We start from the raw sequence: 18,892 nt of genomic DNA on the forward strand, positions 1-18,892 counted from the left end.
ATTAATCATAAAAATATATACCCAATGGATTTCAAGTCACAGCTAGGCGGCAAGTGCGGGAGCCCCCAGGAGCTTACTTAAGTCAGTGACTGGGGTGAGCGCATGCAGCCAACAACGCTGTGGCTTGAAAGACGAAGGGGATAAGGAGATATCGATGGAATACGATTACATTATCATCGGGGCCGGCTCGGCCGGTAACGTATTAGCCACCCGTTTGACCGAAGACGCTGACGTCAGCGTGCTGCTGCTGGAAGCCGGCGGCCCGGATTATCGGATGGATTTTCGCACTCAGATGCCGGCGGCGTTGGCATTCCCGCTGCAGGGCCGCCGTTACAACTGGGCCTATGAAACTGACCCTGAACCGCACATGAACAATCGCCGCATGGAATGTGGCCGTGGTAAGGGCCTGGGCGGTTCGTCGCTGATAAACGGCATGTGCTACATCCGCGGCAACGCGATGGATTTCGATAACTGGGCGAAGGCACCGGGTCTGGAAGACTGGAGCTATCTGGACTGTCTGCCGTATTTCCGCAAGGCGGAAACCCGCGATATCGGGCCGAACGATTTTCACGGTGGCGATGGCCCGGTCAGCGTCACCACGCCGAAAGCCGGTAACAACGAATTATTCCACGCGATGGTGGAGGCCGGCGTTCAGGCGGGCTATCCGCGTACCGAGGATCTGAACGGCTACCAGCAGGAAGGTTTCGGCCCGATGGATCGCACCGTAACGCCGAAAGGTCGTCGTGCCAGCACCGCTCGCGGTTATCTGGATCAGGCGCGTTCTCGCCCTAATTTGACGATTGTGACCCACGCGTTGACCGATCGCATCCGTTTCGAGGGGAAACGCGCCGTGGGCGTTGACTACCTGCAGGGTGAAGCAAAGGATGTCACCAGTGCCCGTGCGCGTCGGGAAGTGCTGCTGTGCGCCGGGGCGATCGCCTCGCCACAGATCCTGCAGCGCTCCGGGGTGGGACCAGCCGCCTTGCTGAACTGTCTGGATATTGATCTGGTGCACGAACTGCCGGGGGTGGGTGAGAACCTGCAAGACCATCTGGAAATGTACCTGCAGTACGCCTGTAAAAAGCCGGTGTCGCTGTACCCGGCGTTGCAATGGTTTAACCAGCCGAAAATCGGTGCGGAGTGGCTATTCAATGGCAGCGGTATTGGTGCCAGCAACCAGTTTGAAGCCGGTGGTTTTATCCGCAGCCGTGAAGAGTTTGCCTGGCCGAACATTCAGTATCATTTCCTGCCGGTGGCGATCAACTACAACGGCAGCAATGCGGTGAAAGAGCACGGTTTCCAGGCGCATGTCGGTTCGATGCGCTCCCCGAGCCGCGGCCGGGTACAGGTCAAATCCAAAGATCCGCGCCAGCACCCGAGCATCTTGTTCAACTATATGGCCACCGAGCAGGACTGGCAGGAGTTCCGCGATGCCATCCGTATCACGCGTGAAATCATGGCGCAGCCGGCGTTGGATGAATACCGTGGTCGTGAAATCAGCCCGGGGCCGGAAGTACAGACTGACGAACAGTTGGATGCTTTTGTGCGTGAGCATGCCGAAACCGCCTTCCATCCTTCCTGCTCATGCAAAATGGGCGAAGACGAAATGGCGGTGGTAGATGGTCAGGGCCGGGTGCACGGCATGGAAGGACTGCGGGTGGTGGACGCGTCAATTATGCCGTTGATCATTACCGGTAATCTGAATGCCACCACCATCATGATCGCCGAGAAAATCGCCGACCGTATCCGCCAGCGTACGCCGCTGCCGCGCAGCACCGCTGAATACTACGTGGCCGGTAACGCCCCGGCGCGTAAACAGTAACCAACATGTCCTCTCGCCACCGAGGGGGAGGGCTGCTGTAGCAAGCAACCCCTCTCCAAAGTCCTTCCCTGAGGCGAGGGGACAATCCACCGCTTAAACCGGCAGGGCGATCGCCTGATCGAAACTGTTTGGTGTCGCCATACGCCACATGCGTGCATAGAAATCGCTTTCAATCTCTTTTTGCAGCAGTGCCCCAGGTTTCAGATAGTAATAGATGTCGGCATAGACCTTGATTTCCGTTGAGGTAATGCGGCGCAGCATATGGTGTGAAGTCAGCTGTTCCGGACGGCTGACCCCGGCCGCTGCCAACATTTCCGCCAGCGCTTTTACCGTGTTCTGGTGAAAATGGTAAACGCGTTCCGCCTTGTTTGGCACCACCAGCGCTTTCTGACGCAGCGGATCCTGGGTGGCGACGCCGGTCGGGCAGTGGTTGGTGTGGTAACTTTGCGATTGAATGCAGCCGACGGCGAACATAAAGCCGCGCGCTGAATTCACCCAATCGGCACCCAATACCAATACGCTGGCGATGTCGAAGGCGCTGATAATCTTGCCGCTGGCACCTATTTTAATTTGGTCACGCAATCCACAGCCAACCAGCGTGTTATGCACGAACAGCAGCCCTTCGCGCAGGGGCATGCCCATATAGTTGGACAACTCCAGCGGAGCCGCCCCGGTGCCGCCTTCTTTGCCGTCCACCACGATAAAGTCCGGCAATATTTGGGTCTGCAACATGGCCTTGGCGATGGCGACAAACTCCCAGGGATGGCCGATACACAGCTTGAAGCCCACGGGTTTACCACCAGACAGCTCGCGCAGCTGCTGGATGAAGTGCATCATTTCCACCGGGGTGCTGAAGGCACTGTGTGAGGCCGGTGAAATACAGTCGATCCCTTCCGGTACACCGCGCGTCGCGGCAATTTCCGCATCCACTTTTTTCGCCGGCAGAATGCCACCATGGCCCGGTTTGGCGCCCTGACTGAGTTTGATTTCAATCATTTTGACCTGCGGGTTTTTAGCCTGTTCGGCAAAGCGCTGTGGATCAAAATGGCCATCGCGGGTGCGGCAACCAAAATAGCCGCTACCCAATTCCCACACCAGATCGCCGCCGTTCTCACGGTGATAGCGGCTGATGCTGCCCTCACCGGTATCATGATAGAAATTGCCCTTGGCCGCGCCCAGATTGAGGGCTCGAATGGCATTGGCCGACAGCGCGCCGAAACTCATGGCAGAGATATTGAAGATAGAAGCGGAGTAGGGCTGGCTGCAGCCGGGGCCACCGATCGCCACACGGAAGCTGGCGGGATCGGATACCGCTACCGGGCACATGGAATGGCCGATGCATTCATAGCCGGTTTGATAGACGTCCAGCTGAGTGCCGAATGGCTTGTCACCCATTTCGTTTTTGGCACGACGATAGACCAGCGTGCGTTGAGTGCGGGAGAACGGGATCTGCGCGTTATCTTCTTCCAATAAATATTGGCGTATTTCCGGGCGGATAAATTCGAAGAAGAAGCGCAGGCGGCCAATGATCGGATAGTTACGGCAGATGGCGTGGCGCTGTTGGGTCAAATCGTAAATACCCAGTGCGCTCAGTCCCCCAAAAATGATCGCCGGCAGCCAAAACCAGGGCCAGTGCGGCAACAGTGCCAATGATGCCAGTGTCAACAAGAGACTCAACACAAAGCAGGTGTAACGGCTGAATAAGGACGACTTCATAACATCTCCTGATGTTTTTTTGATTTTGATCCAGACGACATGACTCACGGGAAAATTCCGTGGCTGGATCTTAACCAATGCGCAGGCGTGTTATGTGACTGTTGCTGCTTTGTCGCTGCTTGTTACATTAATTTAACGTGAGCGGAGAGAGGCAGGCCGCCGGGCGGCGGCCTGAAGGATCACTTACTGGCGACGAAGATGCTGCTCATGCTGCGCAAACGCAGCTTTTTCATCGCACTGTATTTCTGTGAGAAAATGGTTTTGGGGTGAGTGCCGCGCTTTTGGGCAATGTGCAGCAGGCTATCGCCACGCAGCAAATTGAAAATAACGTCACTTTCCGCTGGGCTGAGTTCACGGGTTTTCTGCATTTTTATCCCGCCGGGCTCTTTGCTTTCTAACAGGGTTTGTATTTTTTCCTGTAGTGAATAAAGAGGGATACGGGTAGAGACCAGCTCAACGGAGATGCCCAGAATCGACAACAGCTTCACTACGCGCTCATCGTCATAAAACACCAGCAGGCGTGTTTTTGAGTTGTATTGCTGATGCAAAGACACCAGGCTTTCAATGACATTGACGCTTTGTTCCAGATTCTGGGAGGTGAATATCAGCGCGATGTCGTGCTTGATTATTTTCTCCGCCTTGGCTCCACCGTGCATAAAATCCGAAAACAGTCTGATATCGTACTTGCCGTAATGTTTTTTCAGTAATACCGAAAGGCCGACATAGCTGTACTTACACTCACTAATAACAAGGACATTGTTTTTAGACATAATGGCAAAAACCCATAATGAGTTAAAAGTATTCAGCTGTAAGAAGCGAGTTCAAATCCTTGATGTCGGATTCCTTCCACAGCTTTCCCTGCAGTGCGTAATATGGCATTTCGTCCAGCCATTTTTTATGTTCGGGAGTTTCTACTCCTTCGATAATCACCTTGTAATGATTAAGGTGAAAAAAGCGCAATAAAGCGCGCATTAAACCTTCACCGCCGGACTTTTTCATAAAGTCCCATAGTAAAAAACGGTCCAATTTAACGAAGCGAAATTGGCTGTTATACAACGCGGAAAAACCCGCATAGCCAGAACCAAAATCATCGAGCCAAAATGAATAACTCTTGAGAGAGGGATCGCCGTGGACGCGATCCTTTACCAATCGGGTTGAGTTTTCGCTGATTTCAAAATGAATACAGCGAGTAGCACTAATTCTTTCTGCAAAATGGCTATTGGCCAAAGACCTCAGAGAATGGTCGTCCACATTTAATGTGGCTATAACCTGATTTTCACGAAACCAGTGATTATATTTTTCTATCAGACAGACCTGCTCTAACAGAATCTCAATCCGGGTGGCGCTATCGGCAGATCGAAAGAACTGTTCAGGAGAGAAATGTGCATATCCACTATTAAAAGTGAATCGCGACAGGCACTCAACGGCCAGCAATTGTCCGGATTTTGCGAACATTGGCTGGAAAACATAATTAATTCCGTTATTTTGCTCTCTAAAAGAACTGTGCATTTCTCAATCCCTTGATTGATATGTAACTATCTATTTTGTAACGAAAATAAAATAAAATGCGTCTATTTATGGGTAAAAATCTTATTTAATGCAGTCAGGATGAGTTATGCCGCTTACAGACCGCTAAACGGGCAATTTGTCGCGAAGTCAAAATCGCTAAAAAAGTAACAAAATGTAAATATATAGAATAATATGCTGTAAATCAGACCTTAAGGCAAAATGTCTAACTGCATGACTTTCCCAAACACAGATTATTCCTATTCGATTGAATCGTCAACATCGATCGATAGGTATTTGTTGATAGTTTATTCCTATCAAGAGGGGGCTTATGAATGTTTTAAACGATTTAACAATAAGAATACGCTTAGTCTATATTTCGGCGGGTAATGGATTCATCGGGGCTTCATTCCTGACAAGGAGTTGCATCGTTGAATGTACTTAATGGTTGTATTAATTCATCGAGAGTCTAAATATGAAAATCTCTAAACTGTCTGCTGTATTGGCATTGGCTGTAAGCACCGTAGGTATTTCTTCTTTCGCTGCGCAAGCTGCGGATGGCACTATTACTTTTAACGGTAAAGTGACTGACCAAACTTGTACTATCAGCACCCCAGGCGGTAAAGATTTCACCGTAACTCTGCCAACTGTTTCTGCTTCTACTCTGGCAACTCAGAGCTCAACTGCTGGTCGTACTCCATTTGCGATCAACCTGACCAAATGTTCTAAAGGCCAGGTAGCGACTTATTTCGAACCAGGTGCAACTGTTGATTTCAACACGGGTCGTCTGAATAACCAGGCACAGACTGACGCTGCAACTAACGTGCAGATTCAACTGCTGGGTAGCAACAACCAATTCCTGCCTATCCTGGCGGCTGGCGCTAATGGCGCACAGCAGAACTCCCAGTGGGTTACTGTTGCTAACGAAGGTGACTCTGCTGACCTGAACTACTATGCAGAGTATTACGCGACTAACGCAGCAGGCGCTGGTGATGTGACCTCTAGCGTGCAATACACCATCATTTACCAATAAGTAATATTCTTATTCGGGCGGGTGGTTAATTCCCCCCGCCGTTTTTCCCTACCGTAGTGATAAAATAATGAAAAATTCATTTAAAAAATACAGTGTATTGTTGATCGCCGCGCTATTTAGCAGCAGCGTTTTTTCCAGTGTCATCATTAACGGTACGCGTATTATTTATCCGGGAAAACAACGGGAAGTTACCGTCCAATTATCAAATAATGGAGCTTCACCGGCATTAATCCAATCCTGGATTGACGAAGGCGATGCGAAAACCACGCCTGAAAACAGCAAAGCGCCATTTGTCGTTTCTCCGCCAATCAGCCGTGTTGAACCGGCTACAGGCCAGGCACTGCGCGTATCGCTGACCACTTCGGCATTGGCTCAAGATAAAGAATCCCTGTTCTGGTTGAACGTATTGGAGATCCCTCCTGCACCGACCGGGGCAAACAGTACTACGCCTGAGAACTTTCTACAGGTGGCTTTCCGCACCCGCGTCAAACTGCTGTATCGTCCTGCCGGCCTGACTGGCGAAGCGAACGATGCCCCTGAAAAATTGCAGTGGCGCTTTAGCAGCGCCGGCGTCAGCGTGAAAAACCCAACGCCTTATTACGTGTCGTTTACCGAAATCGATGCTGTCGTCAACCAGAAGAAAGTGCCGTTGGCACCCCATGGCGACATGTTGGCCCCTGGCCAGGAAAAAACCCTGTCGTTCTCTGGTGACAGCTCACGTATTGCCGACGTTGCATATACCACCATTAACGATTTTGGCGGACGCGTGTCCCGTACTAAGAATAAGCAAAAGTAACTCTTGGAAGAGAGCCTCATACCCCAGAGCTTTGGCTGTCGGTGGGGTGAGCTTAATTTGGTAAAGGAATGCTTTATATGAAAGAGTTACCTATCTCTGCTGCTATTAAATTGGCGCTATTTAACTGCAAATCAATTTTATTGTTATCTGGCAGCGCAGTCTGCCTGGTTTCCTCTGGTTTTGCCTGGGCGGAAACGGCTGCCGACAACAAGAAGCCAGCCGCGCCTGTTGAAGCTTCCTTCAACAGCAATTTCTTGATAGGGGAGGCGCAGGGCGTCGATCTTTCACGTTTCCGTGATGGCAACCCTATTCTGGCGGGTAAATATTCACTCGATATTTATGTTAACGGTGAATGGAAAGGTAAAAAAAGCATCGACTTTAAAAATGTGCCGGGAAAAAACAGTGCAGATACCTGTTTTAGCCTGTTGTCATTGGATGAGTTCGGTGTAGATACCACCGCGTTGAGCAGCGATCCGACTATTAATACCGACACTTGCAAAAGTCTGTCTCAGTGGGTACCGGAAGCTTATTACCGTTTTGATACCAGTTCGTTGCGCATGGATATCAGTATCCCGCAGGCGGCATTACGCCGAAGTGCCCGTGGCTATGTCGATCCAAAATTCTGGGATCGCGGCATTACCGCCGGCAGCCTGTCGTATAATTTTAACGCCTTCAATACCCACAGCTCTGCCAACGGCAGTAATTCTGACTCAACCAATGCTTATCTGACGTTGAATGCAGGGTTGAACGTAGCTGGCTGGCAGTTACGCCATGATTCAAACGTTAACTGGCGTTCCAACGAAAGTACCCACTGGCAAAATACCGCGACCTACGCGCAACGAGCCATTCCGGGTGTGCGCGGCATGCTGACGTTGGGTGACAGTTACACCAGTGGCGACTTCTTTGACTCTATTGGCTTTCGTGGCGTGCAAATCGCTACGGATGACCGCATGTTACCGGACTCTCTGAATGGTTATGCGCCCGTCGTTCGCGGCGTAGCTCAAAGCAATGCCCTGGTAGAAATTCGGCAGAATAACCAGCTGATTTATCAAACTACCGTTGCCCCTGGCGAGTTCGTCATTAACGATCTCTATCCTACCGGTTACGGCGGTGACCTGAACGTTACCGTTAACGAAGCCGACGGTAGCAAGCGCCAGTTTAGCGTTCCTTATGCATCTGTGGCGCAGATGCTCCGCCCGGGTATTCAGCGTTATGCAATGACCGCAGGCCGAGTGCGCGATGATAATTTGAGCAAGGAACCCGACATGTTCCAGGCGACTTATCAGCGCGGGTTTACCAATATTATCACCGGTTATACCGGCGCGATCGCCAGCGATGGTTATGGCGCGGTATTGCTGGGAAGTGCGGTTGCGACGCCGGTCGGTGCCTTTGCTCTGGACGTGACTCAGTCAAATACGCGTCTGAAGCAAGGTGACCAATCGGGTCAAAGTTATAAGCTCAGCTACAGCAAGTTGATGACGGAAACCAGTACCAACTTCACGATTGCTGCTTATCGCTATTCGACTTCGGGTTATCTCTCCTTGCGCGACGCCGTGTTTTCACGCGACAACGAACGTAAAGGTTTGAGCGCCGATGCGGTTAACCGTCAGCGCAGTGAATATCAACTGACCCTAAACCAGGGGCTGGGTGACAACTACGGTTCCTTATACATCACCGGCTCGGTGCGTGATTATTGGAACCGTGGCGGCAGCACCAAACAGTACCAGGTGGGTTACAACAACTATTACGGGCGTGTCACTTACGGCCTTTCCGCCATGCGCACCTCGGATATGTATAACCGTGATGAAACACGTTATTACCTGACGTTGTCGATTCCGTTCAGCGTGGGTTCACAGACCCTGAGTCTTAACAGCTCATTGGGCTATACCGATAACGGTTATGACAGCAGCCGCCTGGGTATTAATGGCTCTACCGGTGAAGACAACAATATTAGCTACAGTGCAACGCTGGCCAACGATCAATCTGGTGGTACCAATAGCAGCGTCAGCGGTGAATATCGTAGCCGGTTCTCTACTCTTAACGGCTCTTACAGCTACGGCAAAGATTATCGTCAATCGTCAGTTGGGGCTTCGGGCAGCATCGTTGCCCACAGTGGCGGCGTTACCATGACGCCACAGCGCGGCCAGACTATGGTGTTGGTTGAGGCACCGGACGCTGCGGGTGCAATTGTGACCAACTCGCCGGGTGTGCGTATCGACAACAACGGTTATGCAGTCGTTCCTTATGTGGCGCCATACCGTATGACTAACGTCACGCTTGATCCGAGCGGCATGTCGCGCGACGTAGAGCTGGAAAGCAGCAGCCAGCAGGTAGCGCCTTACGCCGGAGCTATCGCCCGACTGGAGTTTAAGACCACCAAAGGGCAGGCGTTGATCATTCATGCTCTCGGTCCTGATGGCAATGCGTTGCCGTTTGGTGCCGAAGTTCTGGACACCCGCAATCAGGTGGTCGGCATTGTCGGGCAAGGCAGTCGTATTTACTTGCGTACCGAAGCGCGTAAAGGTTTGTTGCAGGTTAAGTGGGGCACGCAGCCAACGCAGCAGTGTTCTGTCAGCTACAGTGCCAAAGCGCAGAGCAACAATACTGACTACGAAATTATTGAAGCGAGTTGCAAATGATAAAATTAATGCGTGTTCCATCGCTGCATAAAAGGTCAGCGAAATACCTGATGCTGTTCGGGTTGATTATGGTTGGCAGCCAAAGCGCTTATGCCGCCTGTTCCGTTAGGGCGGGTTACAAGGCTCAGGTGATCAATATGAAGCTTGGGCGTGTACTGGTTACACCAAGCAGTCAGGTAGGTGATACCTTGACCACCGGTCAGTTCCCGATCAATCAGGTTAGTAATATCGGCAGTTGTTCAAGAGGCGGTAGCTCGATTGGCCGGATTATGCAGGGCAGCCCTACCAGTTTCACCAATGTGTGGAGCACCAATATTCCGGGGATCGGTATCCGGTTGTACCGTGAAGCCGGTTCGGTGAGTAACTTTTACCCGCATGATATTAGATTTTCTGGTAATACCAACGTTACCCTTAACGGCGGTTACTTCAAGATCGACATTGTTAAAACTGCCGCGCAGACTGGCACCGGCCAGCTGACTACCGGGCTCTATACCAATTATTATATGGATGGTACCGGTCCTGGGTTGCCACTGCTGCAATCGATTGTTGACGCCAATAGCCTGACGATCGTGACTTCAACCTGTAATGTCGACAGCGGTTCTAAAAACAAGGTTGTTAACCTGGACTCCGTCACGGCAGCGTCTTTTGGCGGTGTCGGCTCAACTCAGGGCGAGAAGGCGTTTGATATCAACATCAACTGCGTGGGGGGCGTGGGTGAGAATCTGTTGCCTGGGAGCGCGGGCCAGGGGATTGTGAATGTGCGTTTCGACTACACTCAAGATCCTTCGAATGCGCCAGGCGTGATCAAATCAGAGACCGGTGCCAATTCAGCCTCTGGCGTAGCCGTACAGTTGTTGACCGGCAGTACCACACAGCCGATTAAGAATGGCGATGCGGTCAATGCCGGACACACGATTCCTAATCAGGCCAATACATTAACCCTGCCTTTGAAGGCCCGTTACTATCGTACCGGCTCGACGATTAAAGGCGGTAATATAAAGTCGACCGCCGTTTTTACCATCGAATACAACTAAGTTTGTCGGTATTAAAAAGCCAATGGGATTAGCCCATTGGCTTTTTGCTTTTTATCTCACTCACTGCTGACCAACCCAGTTGGTGCAGACACTGTCCAGACATTTACCCGCATACCACAGATGCACGCCCGGTGACTCATGGCGATGCCCATTCAGTGGCTCTATCGGCTGTGGCTGCATCTCTGCGACATCCCAGCGGGTAGTGCGGCGATATACCGCCGGTGTTTTGCCAAACTGTTTTTTAAACGCGCGTGAAAAAGACGGTTGGGAATCGAAATGATATTGCAGAGCGATGTCGAGAATAGGGCGAGGGCTTGAACGCAACGCTTGTGCGGCTTGCGACAGCCGGCGCTCACGGATATAGCTGCCCAAAGCATGCCCGGTAGTGCTGCGGAACATCCTTTGCAGATGCCATTTGGAGTAGCCTGACTTGGCTGCCACGTTGTCTAACAGCAAGGGTTGATCCAGATGATTTTCAATCCAGTCCAGCAAATCGTGAATGATATTGACGCGATCCATGTTTGAGTTCTCCCGCAGTACGACATTCAGGTCAGTGTAGGTAAGAGTAATTATCCAAGTTTGTTCTTTGATAATAGGCTGCAGCAACGGGTTACGCAAGTGTTAACTAGGGTGCTAAAGGTGGCTAAATGTGCTCTTACCGTCGCGGAGAAATTAAAAAGGCCGCACGAGGCGGCCTTAAAGCGAGTCGGGGAAACGGCTATCAGTTAGTTTCCGGCTTCACTTCGATATAGTCCAACTGCAACACGCTGCTGGTGTAGCCACGGATCTTGTTGGTCATTTCAATATCGCCGTTCAGCTTGTGGCCGTAGGACGGAATGATCTCTTTCAGCTTGCTCTGCCATTCCGGCGTCGCCACTTTATCTTTGAACACGGTTTCCATCAGGTGCAGCATGATCGGTGCGGCAGTCGATGCGCCCGGTGATGCACCCAGCAGGGCAGCAATGCTGCCATCTTTAGCGCTGACCACTTCGGTACCGAACTGCAGCAGGCCACCTTTGTCATCGTCTTTCTTGATGATTTGCACGCGTTGGCCGGCAGTCCACAGCTTCCAGTCAGCCTGTTTGGCTTCAGGGAAATACTCTTTCAGCGCGGCGAAACGGTCGTCGTCGTTCATCATCAACTGGCCAACCAGGTATTTCACCAGGTCGAAGTTATCCAGACCGACGTGAGTCATTGGCATCAGGTTGGAAGTGCTCAGGGAATGCAGCAGATCGAACAGTGAACCGTTTTTCAGGAACTTGCCGGAGAAGGTAGCGAACGGCCCGAACAGCAGAACGCGTTTGCCATCCAGCATGCGGGTATCCAGGTGTGGAACCGACATCGGTGGCGAACCTACGCTGGCCAGGCCATAAACCTTGGCCAGATGCTGGTTGGCGATTTCCGGGTTGGTGGTCACCAGGAACTGACCGCCGACCGGGAAGGCACCGTAACCTTCGGCTTCAGGAATGCCGGTTTTTTGCAGCAGCGTCAGGGAAGCACCGCCCGCGCCGATAAACACGAACTTGGCGTTAACGGTGGTTTCTTTACCGTCACGGTTCAGATCGGCCACGGTTACGCGCCAGGTATTGTCGTCGTTGCGTTTGATATCGCGTACTTCATGGCTCAGGTTCAGCTTGAAGTTTGGATTTTTGGTCAGCGTATCCACCAGTTGGTGGGTGATCACGCCAAAGTTAACGTCGGTGCCCAGCGGCATGCGAGTGGCGGCAATTTTTTGCTTAGGATCGCGACCGTCCATGACCAGCGGTGCCCACTGTTTAATCTGGTTGGCGTCCTCTGAGTACTCCATACCGCGGAACAGGGTGCTGTGCTGCAGCGCCGCATAGCGTTTGCGCAGGAAATTGACGTTATCGTCACCCCAGACAAAGCTCATGTGCGGCACGCTGTTGATAAAGGACTTTGGATCTTTCAGGACGTTATTTTTAACCTGATAAGACCAGAATTGACGAGAGATTTCAAAAGACTCGTTCACCACCACGGCTTTGCTGATATCAATACTGCCGTCTTTTTTTTCTGGGGTGTAGTTCATTTCGGCGAAGGCGGAGTGGCCGGTACCGGCGTTATTCCAGCCGTTGGAGCTTTCTTCCGCCACGCCATTCATGCGCTCATACATGTCGATGGACCAGTTTGGCTCCAGCTCATGCAGGTAAGTTCCCAAAGTGGCGCTCATGATGCCGCCGCCGATCAGAACCACATCAACGGTCTTATTCTCTTCCGCTGCTGCCTGTTGCGCGACGCCAAACAGGTTCAGACAGAAAATCAGGACGAGTAATTTTCTCATTAATTCAAATCTCTTGTGTGTAAATTCTACTCATTGCAGGTGAAAGAATTTATCGGGAGCTACCCTGGAAATAAGTGAAATCAACCCGCCCGGCAAAACCGGATTGCAGTGATAATGTCTTTTTGTTAATCATTTTTTTAACGAAAAGTGGATTATTACAGGCTGCCTGGGGACAGATTGTTCAACTCTGGTTACTGAGGGGATATTATTGTTTGCAATATTGTTAAAAACTACTTTTGTAATTAAAAAAAGCGAATTAAAGGCAGGAATAATTCATTTGTTATTTTATTTAAATATAACCGCTATATTTAAAGGGTTTAATTGCCGCGGATTTAAACGATATTCAGCTATCACACAATATTTATAGAACAATAGCAAATGTCCTCGGTAACAAAAAGAAAATGGCCGCCGTGCAGGGCGACCATTAACCGGTTAACGCGTTTGCCAAACTCCGCTGGGGAGGGTGTCGGCGATGTAAGTGCTGAAATCGCGCGGTGCGCGCCCAAGACTACGCTGGACATCATCGGTCAATGACGCGTTGCGTCCGTCCAGCACCGTGCTGAACAGATACTCCAGCAGCGTGACCATTTCGGCCGGCAGCTGTGCCTCGCGCAGGAATCCGACGTAATCTGCCACCGGCACCTGCTGATAGTGGATCTCACGCCCAGCGGCGGCGGCAATCTCGCCAATGGTCTGTTCAAAGGTCATCAGACGCGGGCCGGTCAATTCATAATGTGTATTGCTGTGGCCAGGTTGGGTGAGGGCGGCAACCGCAACATCGGCAATATCTTCCGCATCAATAAAAGGTTCGGGGATCTCGCCCGGTGGCAAATAGACTGCGCCGTTTAGCAATTCATCAAGAATAAAACTCTCGCTGAAGTTTTGCATAAACCAACTGGCGCGCAATATCGTCCAGTCTGCACCACTGCGTTCAACCACTTCTTCCGCCTGACGGGCCTCGTCTTCGCCGCGCCCGCTGAGCAACACTATTTTTTGCACGCCGCCAGTTACCGCCTGCCGGCAAAAACGTTCAACGATTTCGGTGGCGCCCGGTACTGCCAGGTCGGGTTGAAAGCTGAGATAAAGTTTTTCCACATCCTGCAAGGCAGGTTGCCAGGTGGTGCTGTCCTGCCAGTCGAAAGGGATGGCGGCGCTACGATGTCCGGCACGCACCGGTATGCCCTGATGCTGCAAACGTGCTGCCACACGGCTACCGGTTTTTCCAGTAGCGCCTAAAACCAGAATGGGTGAACCCTTTTCGTTGCTGCTCATCGTGCTGCTCCAAATGTGAGTGTTACTCATGTTTTGTAAATATGATAAACCCTCGTATTATTGTCGAGGCGGTTTTTGTTCAAAGGACGATGCATGATGAATGATAAGCAAAAAAATAGTGCCGCCCTGCGGCGTAAACCCAGCCAGACGCGTAGCCGTGAGAAGGTGAAGCTGATCCTGGACTGCGCAACTGCGCTGATAGCCCAGCAGGGCAGTGATGCGATGCGTATGAGTGAAGTGGCGCAAAATGCCGGTATTTCGATTGGAGCGCTGTACCAATACTTTCCGGATAAAACCGCTATCGTGCGAGTGCTGGCGCAACGATATAACCAGGAGGCGCGTGAATGCATCGAGCAAGGCTTGATTCAGGTACAGACGTTACCGCAGTTGATCGAGGCTTTTAGCTGCCTGATTGACGAATATTACGCCTTGTTTATGGCTGAACCGGTGATGCGGGATATCTGGGCGGCGACCCAGGCCAACAAAACGCTGCGTGAAGAAGAAGTGGCGGAAAGCCGGTTGAACGGCGCGTTGCTGGCGACGACGATACGCCGGTTACGGCCGCAGTCAGATCCGGCGACTGTGGAAAATGCCGCTTTCCTGTTGATGCATTTGGGGGAGGCGACGATGCGACTGGCGGTGAGTACCGGCCCGGATGAGGGCCGTGCTCTGGTTGCGAGTTATAAGCGAATGGCGGCCAAGATGTTGGCGGATACCTAAAAGTTCTCTGGTTGCCGGAATTGACACCACTCTTCATTCAGCAGGGCATAAATCAATTCATCGCCCCATTTGCCGTTGAAACGATCATTTTGCCGCAGGTGCGCCTCTTTACGCATTCCCAGGCGTTCGACCACGCCAATCGAGCCCTGGTTGGCGGCATCAAGGCGGGCAAAGATGCGATGAAAACCCGATTCGGCAAACCCGCGATCCAGTACCGACTTTACGGCTTCCGCGGCATAACCCTTTCCTGAATAAGCCGGGTTGAAAATGTAGCCAATCTCCCCTTGCAATGCTGCGCCGTTGGCCAGTTTCAGCAAGACTTCACCGATCAGTCTCCCGCTGTTTTTCAAGGTCACGGCACAATAAAGAATGTCGCCGTCTTCACTGAAGCGCGAGGTTATCGCCTGGGTAAACAGGGAGGTCAACTGCGCATCGTCCGGTGTGGGTGCATACAGATAACGATAGACTTCCGGCAAGCGATGATATTCCGCATAAGCATCCAGATCGGCAGATGTAAAGCCGCGCAGTTGCAGACGTTCGGTGGTAAAGGGCAAGGTAATCAAATTCAAAAGCAGATCCTTATTTTTGGGCCGGCTCACACTGGTTTTCAACAGGCTGGGAAACAATGAACTGATTAGCGTAAACAAACGCAGCAACGCTTTGAAAAGCCTTTCTCGAAAGCGAAAGTGTTTTTCAATATAGCAGTTGCCTGCTGTTTATAAAGGGGAAAAACGCTATTCATCCCAGGTACTCCAGGCGATGAACAGCGTTTGGATTTCTGGCTATTAACTTACTTAATCGCCATGGCGTCGCGCATGGTATAGAACAGATCCGTCTGATCGGTCAGGCCAACCACGTTGCCGGCATGCGGGCCGTAAGCCGCCACCCGCAATTGAGTCCCGGTATGCCCTTGTGAGTCTTCTTCTGAGTTGCCGTAGCTGATGGTCATCGGCGCGCCATCTTTGGTGGTCAGCGTTTGCGTCAGGCCCGGCGCCTTGGCGTCGGCGGCGATAATCTGGCTGGAGTGGGCGTGGTCGGCTGTGACGATCACCAGGGTGTTGCCATCCGCACGGGCGAATGCCAGGGCTTTCTGAACCGCTTCATCCAGATCGACGGTCTCGCCAAACTGGCCGCATGGGTTGGCCGCATGATCCTGTTTGTCGATCGACGCGCCTTCAATTTGCAGGAAGAAGCCGTTTTGGTTGGTTTTCAGTAGGTCGATGGCTTTTTCAGTCATCGTCGCCAGCGTCGGGATATCCGCAGTGCGTGCCGGATTATTCTCGCAGGTCACCGCCGGCTGGTCGATATTGCCGTGATAAGTGGCTTTCGGCCCCAGCCAGCGCACCGGCATATTACCGGCGGCAAACAGCCCGAGCAGCGGTTTCTGCTGGTTGGCTACGCTGACGGCGTTCAGGGTTTCAAGGTTCTCGACCCACTGATAGCCCAGAGCTGCTGCCTGTTCTTTTAGCGATTTTCCCTGCCATTCGCCGCTTTTTGCCAGCTGATTAAAGGATTTTGCCCCACCGCCCAGCGTGACGTCGGCGCGGGCCTTCAGCAACTGCTCGCTGATGGAGCCGCGGCCGCCGTTTTCCAGCGCGTTGGTGGCACATTTTTCGCTGGTTTCTTCCGGGCCGTAACATTTACGTGAGGTGACGTGAGAAATTTGTGCCGCCGGTGTGGCGTCCTGCAGCTCGGCGGTGGACACATTCCCGGTGGCCTTGCCCGCCGCCTTGGCGATTTCCAGCAGTGTCGGCTGGTCTTTGCCATTGACGTCAACGCCCAGTGCGCCGTTGTAGGTTTTTACGCCGGTTGACCAGGCGGTCGCCGAGGCGGCGGAGTCAGTGACGTAATCCGGTTTGTGGGTTTTCTTGTCCAGCGAGTAATGGGTGTATTGACCGGTCAGCGGCAGGGCATCGATACCTTTAAAATAGCCGCCCGCACCTTCGGCGTAGTTGCGCGCCGAGGTGATTTCCGAATCACCCATGCCATCGCCGATCAGCAAAATCACGTTTTTGACCGTTTTGTCGGACAGAGAAGCCTTCAACGCGGCAGTTTGATCGCCATTCAGGCGGCGTGCGCCACCGGGTTCCACGATGTTGCCGCGTGCCGCGCGTTCGTAAAGGCTGGCAGTATTGACCGGGGTTTCATCGGCTAAGGCGGCGGAACAGAGTAAGGCGGATAACACGGCGCCGGCGATCAGGGAAAGGGACTGCTGCATGGGAAAGCTCCTTGTCGAAATACAAAATGTAAATTTCCTCGTCGTCTTTCAAGCTGCAGCGTTGTTACCTGCACTCAGTTATGTGGCCCGTCCATGGGCCACACCCCTTTGAGGCCGCTGCTGGCAGCGTTCAAATCTGCTCCCGGCAGATTTGTCATCCCAGTGACTTACTCAAGTAAGCGCCTGTGGATGAGTGAGTTGGGTGCCTAGCTGCAACTTGAAAGCCATAGAGGAAAAACATTAATTTATTTTATGACGAAGGAGGGTAGTGCAGGGGTGTGACAGTTTTATGACGGTAATTGGGGGCAAGGATAGCCGGGCGGCTATCCCAGACTATCCATTATTCGCTGCGGGCAGGAATATTCAGGCCGCGTTGTACTGCCGGACGGGCCAGACCGCGCTCCAGCCATTGTCCTACCCGCGGGAAGCTATCAAACTCGACCAGCTCACGGGCTTCATAAAAGCCGATCAGGTTACGTACCCAGCCCAGCAATGAAATATCGGCGATGCTGTAATCCTGGCCCATGATCCAGTCACGGCCCTCTAGCCGGGTTTCCAGCACGCCGAGCAGGCGTTTGGATTCATTTTTATAGCGTTCCAGCGGACGTTTATCTTCATATTCGCGACCGGCGAATTTGTGGAAGAAGCCGAGTTGACCGAACATCGGACCCACCGCCGCCATCTGGAAAAACACCCACTGGATGGTTTCGTAGCGCAGGGCAGGATCCTGTGGCAGGAATTTGCCGCTTTTTTCCGCCAGGTACAGCAGGATAGCGCCGGATTCAAACAGCGCCAGCGGCTTACCGTCCGGGCCGTTGGGATCGATGATCGAGGGGATCTTGCCGTTCGGGTTCAGCGACAGAAACTCGGGCGTCCAGGTTTCGTTCTTGCCGATATCGATCAGGTGCGGTTCATAAGCCAGGCCGATTTCTTCCAGCATGATGGAGACCTTGACACCGTTGGGCGTTGGCAATGAGTAAAGTTGCAGTCTTTCCGGGTGCTGAGCGGGCCAGCGTTTGACGATCGGGAATTGGGTTTGGTCGAGCATGACGAGTCCTCGGGTTGACGGTTTGCCTATTGAGTATTGCAGCAAAGCTAACGCGGCGCAGGGTTAAAGCGTGAGACCAAAATGTGCTGTCAGCGCTTTTTTACCGGCGGGGGTGAGTTGTAGCTCACGGCTTTCAAGCTGACGCCTGATCCAACCACGATCGATAAAAGCACTGAGTACAGCCGCACCCAGTGCGCCGCCAAGATGAGCCTTACGTTCGCTCCAGTCCAGACAGCCGCAGGCGAAACGCCGCCGTGAAGGGGCCGCAGAACAGTCGATGCCTAACCGGGTTAACTCGGTCAGGCCCGTTTGTGTCAGCCGATAGTCTGCTTCACCTTCCAGCCAGCGTAACTGGTGCAGGCGGTCATGCAGTTTTACTGCCACCTCTCCGGCCATATGGTCGTAACAGGTGCGGGCGAATTGCAGTGAAGTTGGGGTACTGCTTTTCACCGTCGGTGTTTCGACGCCGGCCAGCGCCATCAGCGTTTCCAGCGCGGCGGCCACCGCCGGGCCTGCCAGGCGGAAATAGCGATAGCGCCCCTGCCTGAGGCAGACGATCAACCGCTGCTCCTGCAGGCGTGCCAGATGCCCGCTGGCGGTAGAGGCGGCTACGTCCGTCGCCGCGCTCAGTTCGGTCGCGGTATAGGCGCGGCCATCCATCAACAGGCACAGCATGCGCGCCCGGCTGCGGTCGGCAATGGCAGCGGTCAGCGCGGTAAGGCGATCTTCAATATCGATGTTATTCATACTTCGAGATTAGACGAAGTATGGCTGCAGCGCTAGCGCTAG

16 protein-coding genes are annotated in these 18,892 nt (G+C 52.6%); 6 read left to right on the forward strand and 10 right to left on the reverse strand.

Translation table 11 applies throughout. From position 1 onward, the window contains the following. Positions 1-154 precede the first annotated feature (154 nt). Positions 155-1,822 carry a choline dehydrogenase gene (gene betA, locus OCH02_RS09875; RefSeq protein ID WP_261431061.1) on the forward strand — a complete coding sequence of 556 codons (1,668 nt, stop codon included), beginning with the start codon at positions 155-157 and terminating at the stop codon, positions 1,820-1,822. 93 nt (positions 1,823-1,915) lie between these two features. Here betA and OCH02_RS09880 read toward each other — a convergent pair whose 3' ends face one another. The 3 genes from OCH02_RS09880 to OCH02_RS09890 form a co-directional block, all read right to left on the reverse strand. After that, positions 1,916-3,538: an FMN-binding glutamate synthase family protein gene (locus tag OCH02_RS09880; protein ID WP_261431062.1), complete on the reverse strand. Its 1,623-nt coding sequence runs from the start codon at positions 3,536-3,538 to the stop codon at positions 1,916-1,918. A 179-nt stretch (positions 3,539-3,717) separates the two neighbouring features. Beyond that, on the reverse strand, positions 3,718-4,308 hold the full coding sequence (locus OCH02_RS09885; RefSeq protein WP_261431063.1) for a LuxR family transcriptional regulator: 591 nt from the start codon (positions 4,306-4,308) through the stop codon (positions 3,718-3,720). 22 nt (positions 4,309-4,330) lie between these two features. Further along, entirely contained in the window at positions 4,331-5,047 is a 717-nt protein-coding gene (locus OCH02_RS09890) for an EAL domain-containing protein (protein WP_261431064.1), read from the reverse strand. 472 nt (positions 5,048-5,519) lie between these two features. On the opposite strand from OCH02_RS09890, the gene OCH02_RS09895 reads away from it, so the two are divergent. From OCH02_RS09895 to OCH02_RS09910, 4 genes are all read left to right on the forward strand, one after another. Beyond that, positions 5,520-6,077, forward strand: a complete 558-nt coding sequence (locus OCH02_RS09895) for a fimbrial protein (protein ID WP_261431065.1) — start codon at positions 5,520-5,522, stop codon at positions 6,075-6,077. Positions 6,078-6,144: 67 nt separating this feature from the next. After that, on the forward strand, positions 6,145-6,873 hold the full coding sequence (locus OCH02_RS09900; RefSeq protein ID WP_261431066.1) for a molecular chaperone: 729 nt from the start codon (positions 6,145-6,147) through the stop codon (positions 6,871-6,873). A 77-nt stretch (positions 6,874-6,950) separates the two neighbouring features. Next, entirely contained in the window at positions 6,951-9,512 is a 2,562-nt protein-coding gene (locus OCH02_RS09905; RefSeq protein ID WP_261431067.1) for a fimbria/pilus outer membrane usher protein, read from the forward strand. Between the two features lie 8 nt (positions 9,513-9,520). Then, positions 9,521-10,546: a fimbrial protein gene (locus OCH02_RS09910; protein ID WP_261431068.1), complete on the forward strand. Its 1,026-nt coding sequence runs from the start codon at positions 9,521-9,523 to the stop codon at positions 10,544-10,546. 60 nt (positions 10,547-10,606) lie between these two features. Here OCH02_RS09910 and OCH02_RS09915 read toward each other — a convergent pair whose 3' ends face one another. From OCH02_RS09915 to OCH02_RS09925, 3 genes are all read right to left on the reverse strand, one after another. Beyond that, positions 10,607-11,065 (reverse strand): helix-turn-helix domain-containing protein, encoded by a 459-nt coding sequence (locus OCH02_RS09915; protein WP_261431069.1) that lies wholly within the window; start codon positions 11,063-11,065, stop codon positions 10,607-10,609. Positions 11,066-11,267: 202 nt separating this feature from the next. Next, positions 11,268-12,845 carry a malate dehydrogenase (quinone) gene (gene mqo / locus OCH02_RS09920; protein WP_261431070.1) on the reverse strand — a complete coding sequence of 526 codons (1,578 nt, stop codon included), beginning with the start codon at positions 12,843-12,845 and terminating at the stop codon, positions 11,268-11,270. A 432-nt stretch (positions 12,846-13,277) separates the two neighbouring features. Beyond that, entirely contained in the window at positions 13,278-14,117 is an 840-nt protein-coding gene (locus OCH02_RS09925) for an NAD(P)H-binding protein (RefSeq protein ID WP_261431072.1), read from the reverse strand. 93 nt (positions 14,118-14,210) lie between these two features. Here OCH02_RS09925 and OCH02_RS09930 point away from each other — a divergent pair, with 93 nt between their 5' ends. After that, entirely contained in the window at positions 14,211-14,837 is a 627-nt protein-coding gene (locus OCH02_RS09930) for a TetR/AcrR family transcriptional regulator (RefSeq protein ID WP_261431073.1), read from the forward strand. Here OCH02_RS09930 and OCH02_RS09935 read toward each other — a convergent pair. The 4 genes from OCH02_RS09935 to OCH02_RS09950 form a co-directional block, all read right to left on the reverse strand. Beyond that, positions 14,834-15,406, reverse strand: a complete 573-nt coding sequence (locus OCH02_RS09935) for a GNAT family N-acetyltransferase (RefSeq protein ID WP_261431075.1) — start codon at positions 15,404-15,406, stop codon at positions 14,834-14,836. The two genes, OCH02_RS09930 and OCH02_RS09935, sit on opposite strands and share 4 nt — an antisense overlap. A gap of 221 nt (positions 15,407-15,627) precedes the next feature. Next, positions 15,628-17,055, reverse strand: coding sequence for an alkaline phosphatase (phoA, locus tag OCH02_RS09940; protein WP_261431076.1), 1,428 nt, complete (start codon positions 17,053-17,055; stop codon positions 15,628-15,630). A gap of 340 nt (positions 17,056-17,395) precedes the next feature. Continuing rightward, positions 17,396-18,103, reverse strand: a complete 708-nt coding sequence (locus OCH02_RS09945; protein WP_261431077.1) for a glutathione S-transferase N-terminal domain-containing protein — start codon at positions 18,101-18,103, stop codon at positions 17,396-17,398. A 63-nt stretch (positions 18,104-18,166) separates the two neighbouring features. Next, positions 18,167-18,850, reverse strand: coding sequence for an ArsR/SmtB family transcription factor (locus OCH02_RS09950; RefSeq protein WP_261431079.1), 684 nt, complete (start codon positions 18,848-18,850; stop codon positions 18,167-18,169). Between the last annotated feature and the right edge of the window lie 42 nt (positions 18,851-18,892).

Source organism: Serratia quinivorans, from assembly GCF_946227985.1.
In the GTDB taxonomy this organism is placed as follows: Bacteria; Pseudomonadota; Gammaproteobacteria; order Enterobacterales; family Enterobacteriaceae; genus Serratia; species Serratia quinivorans_A.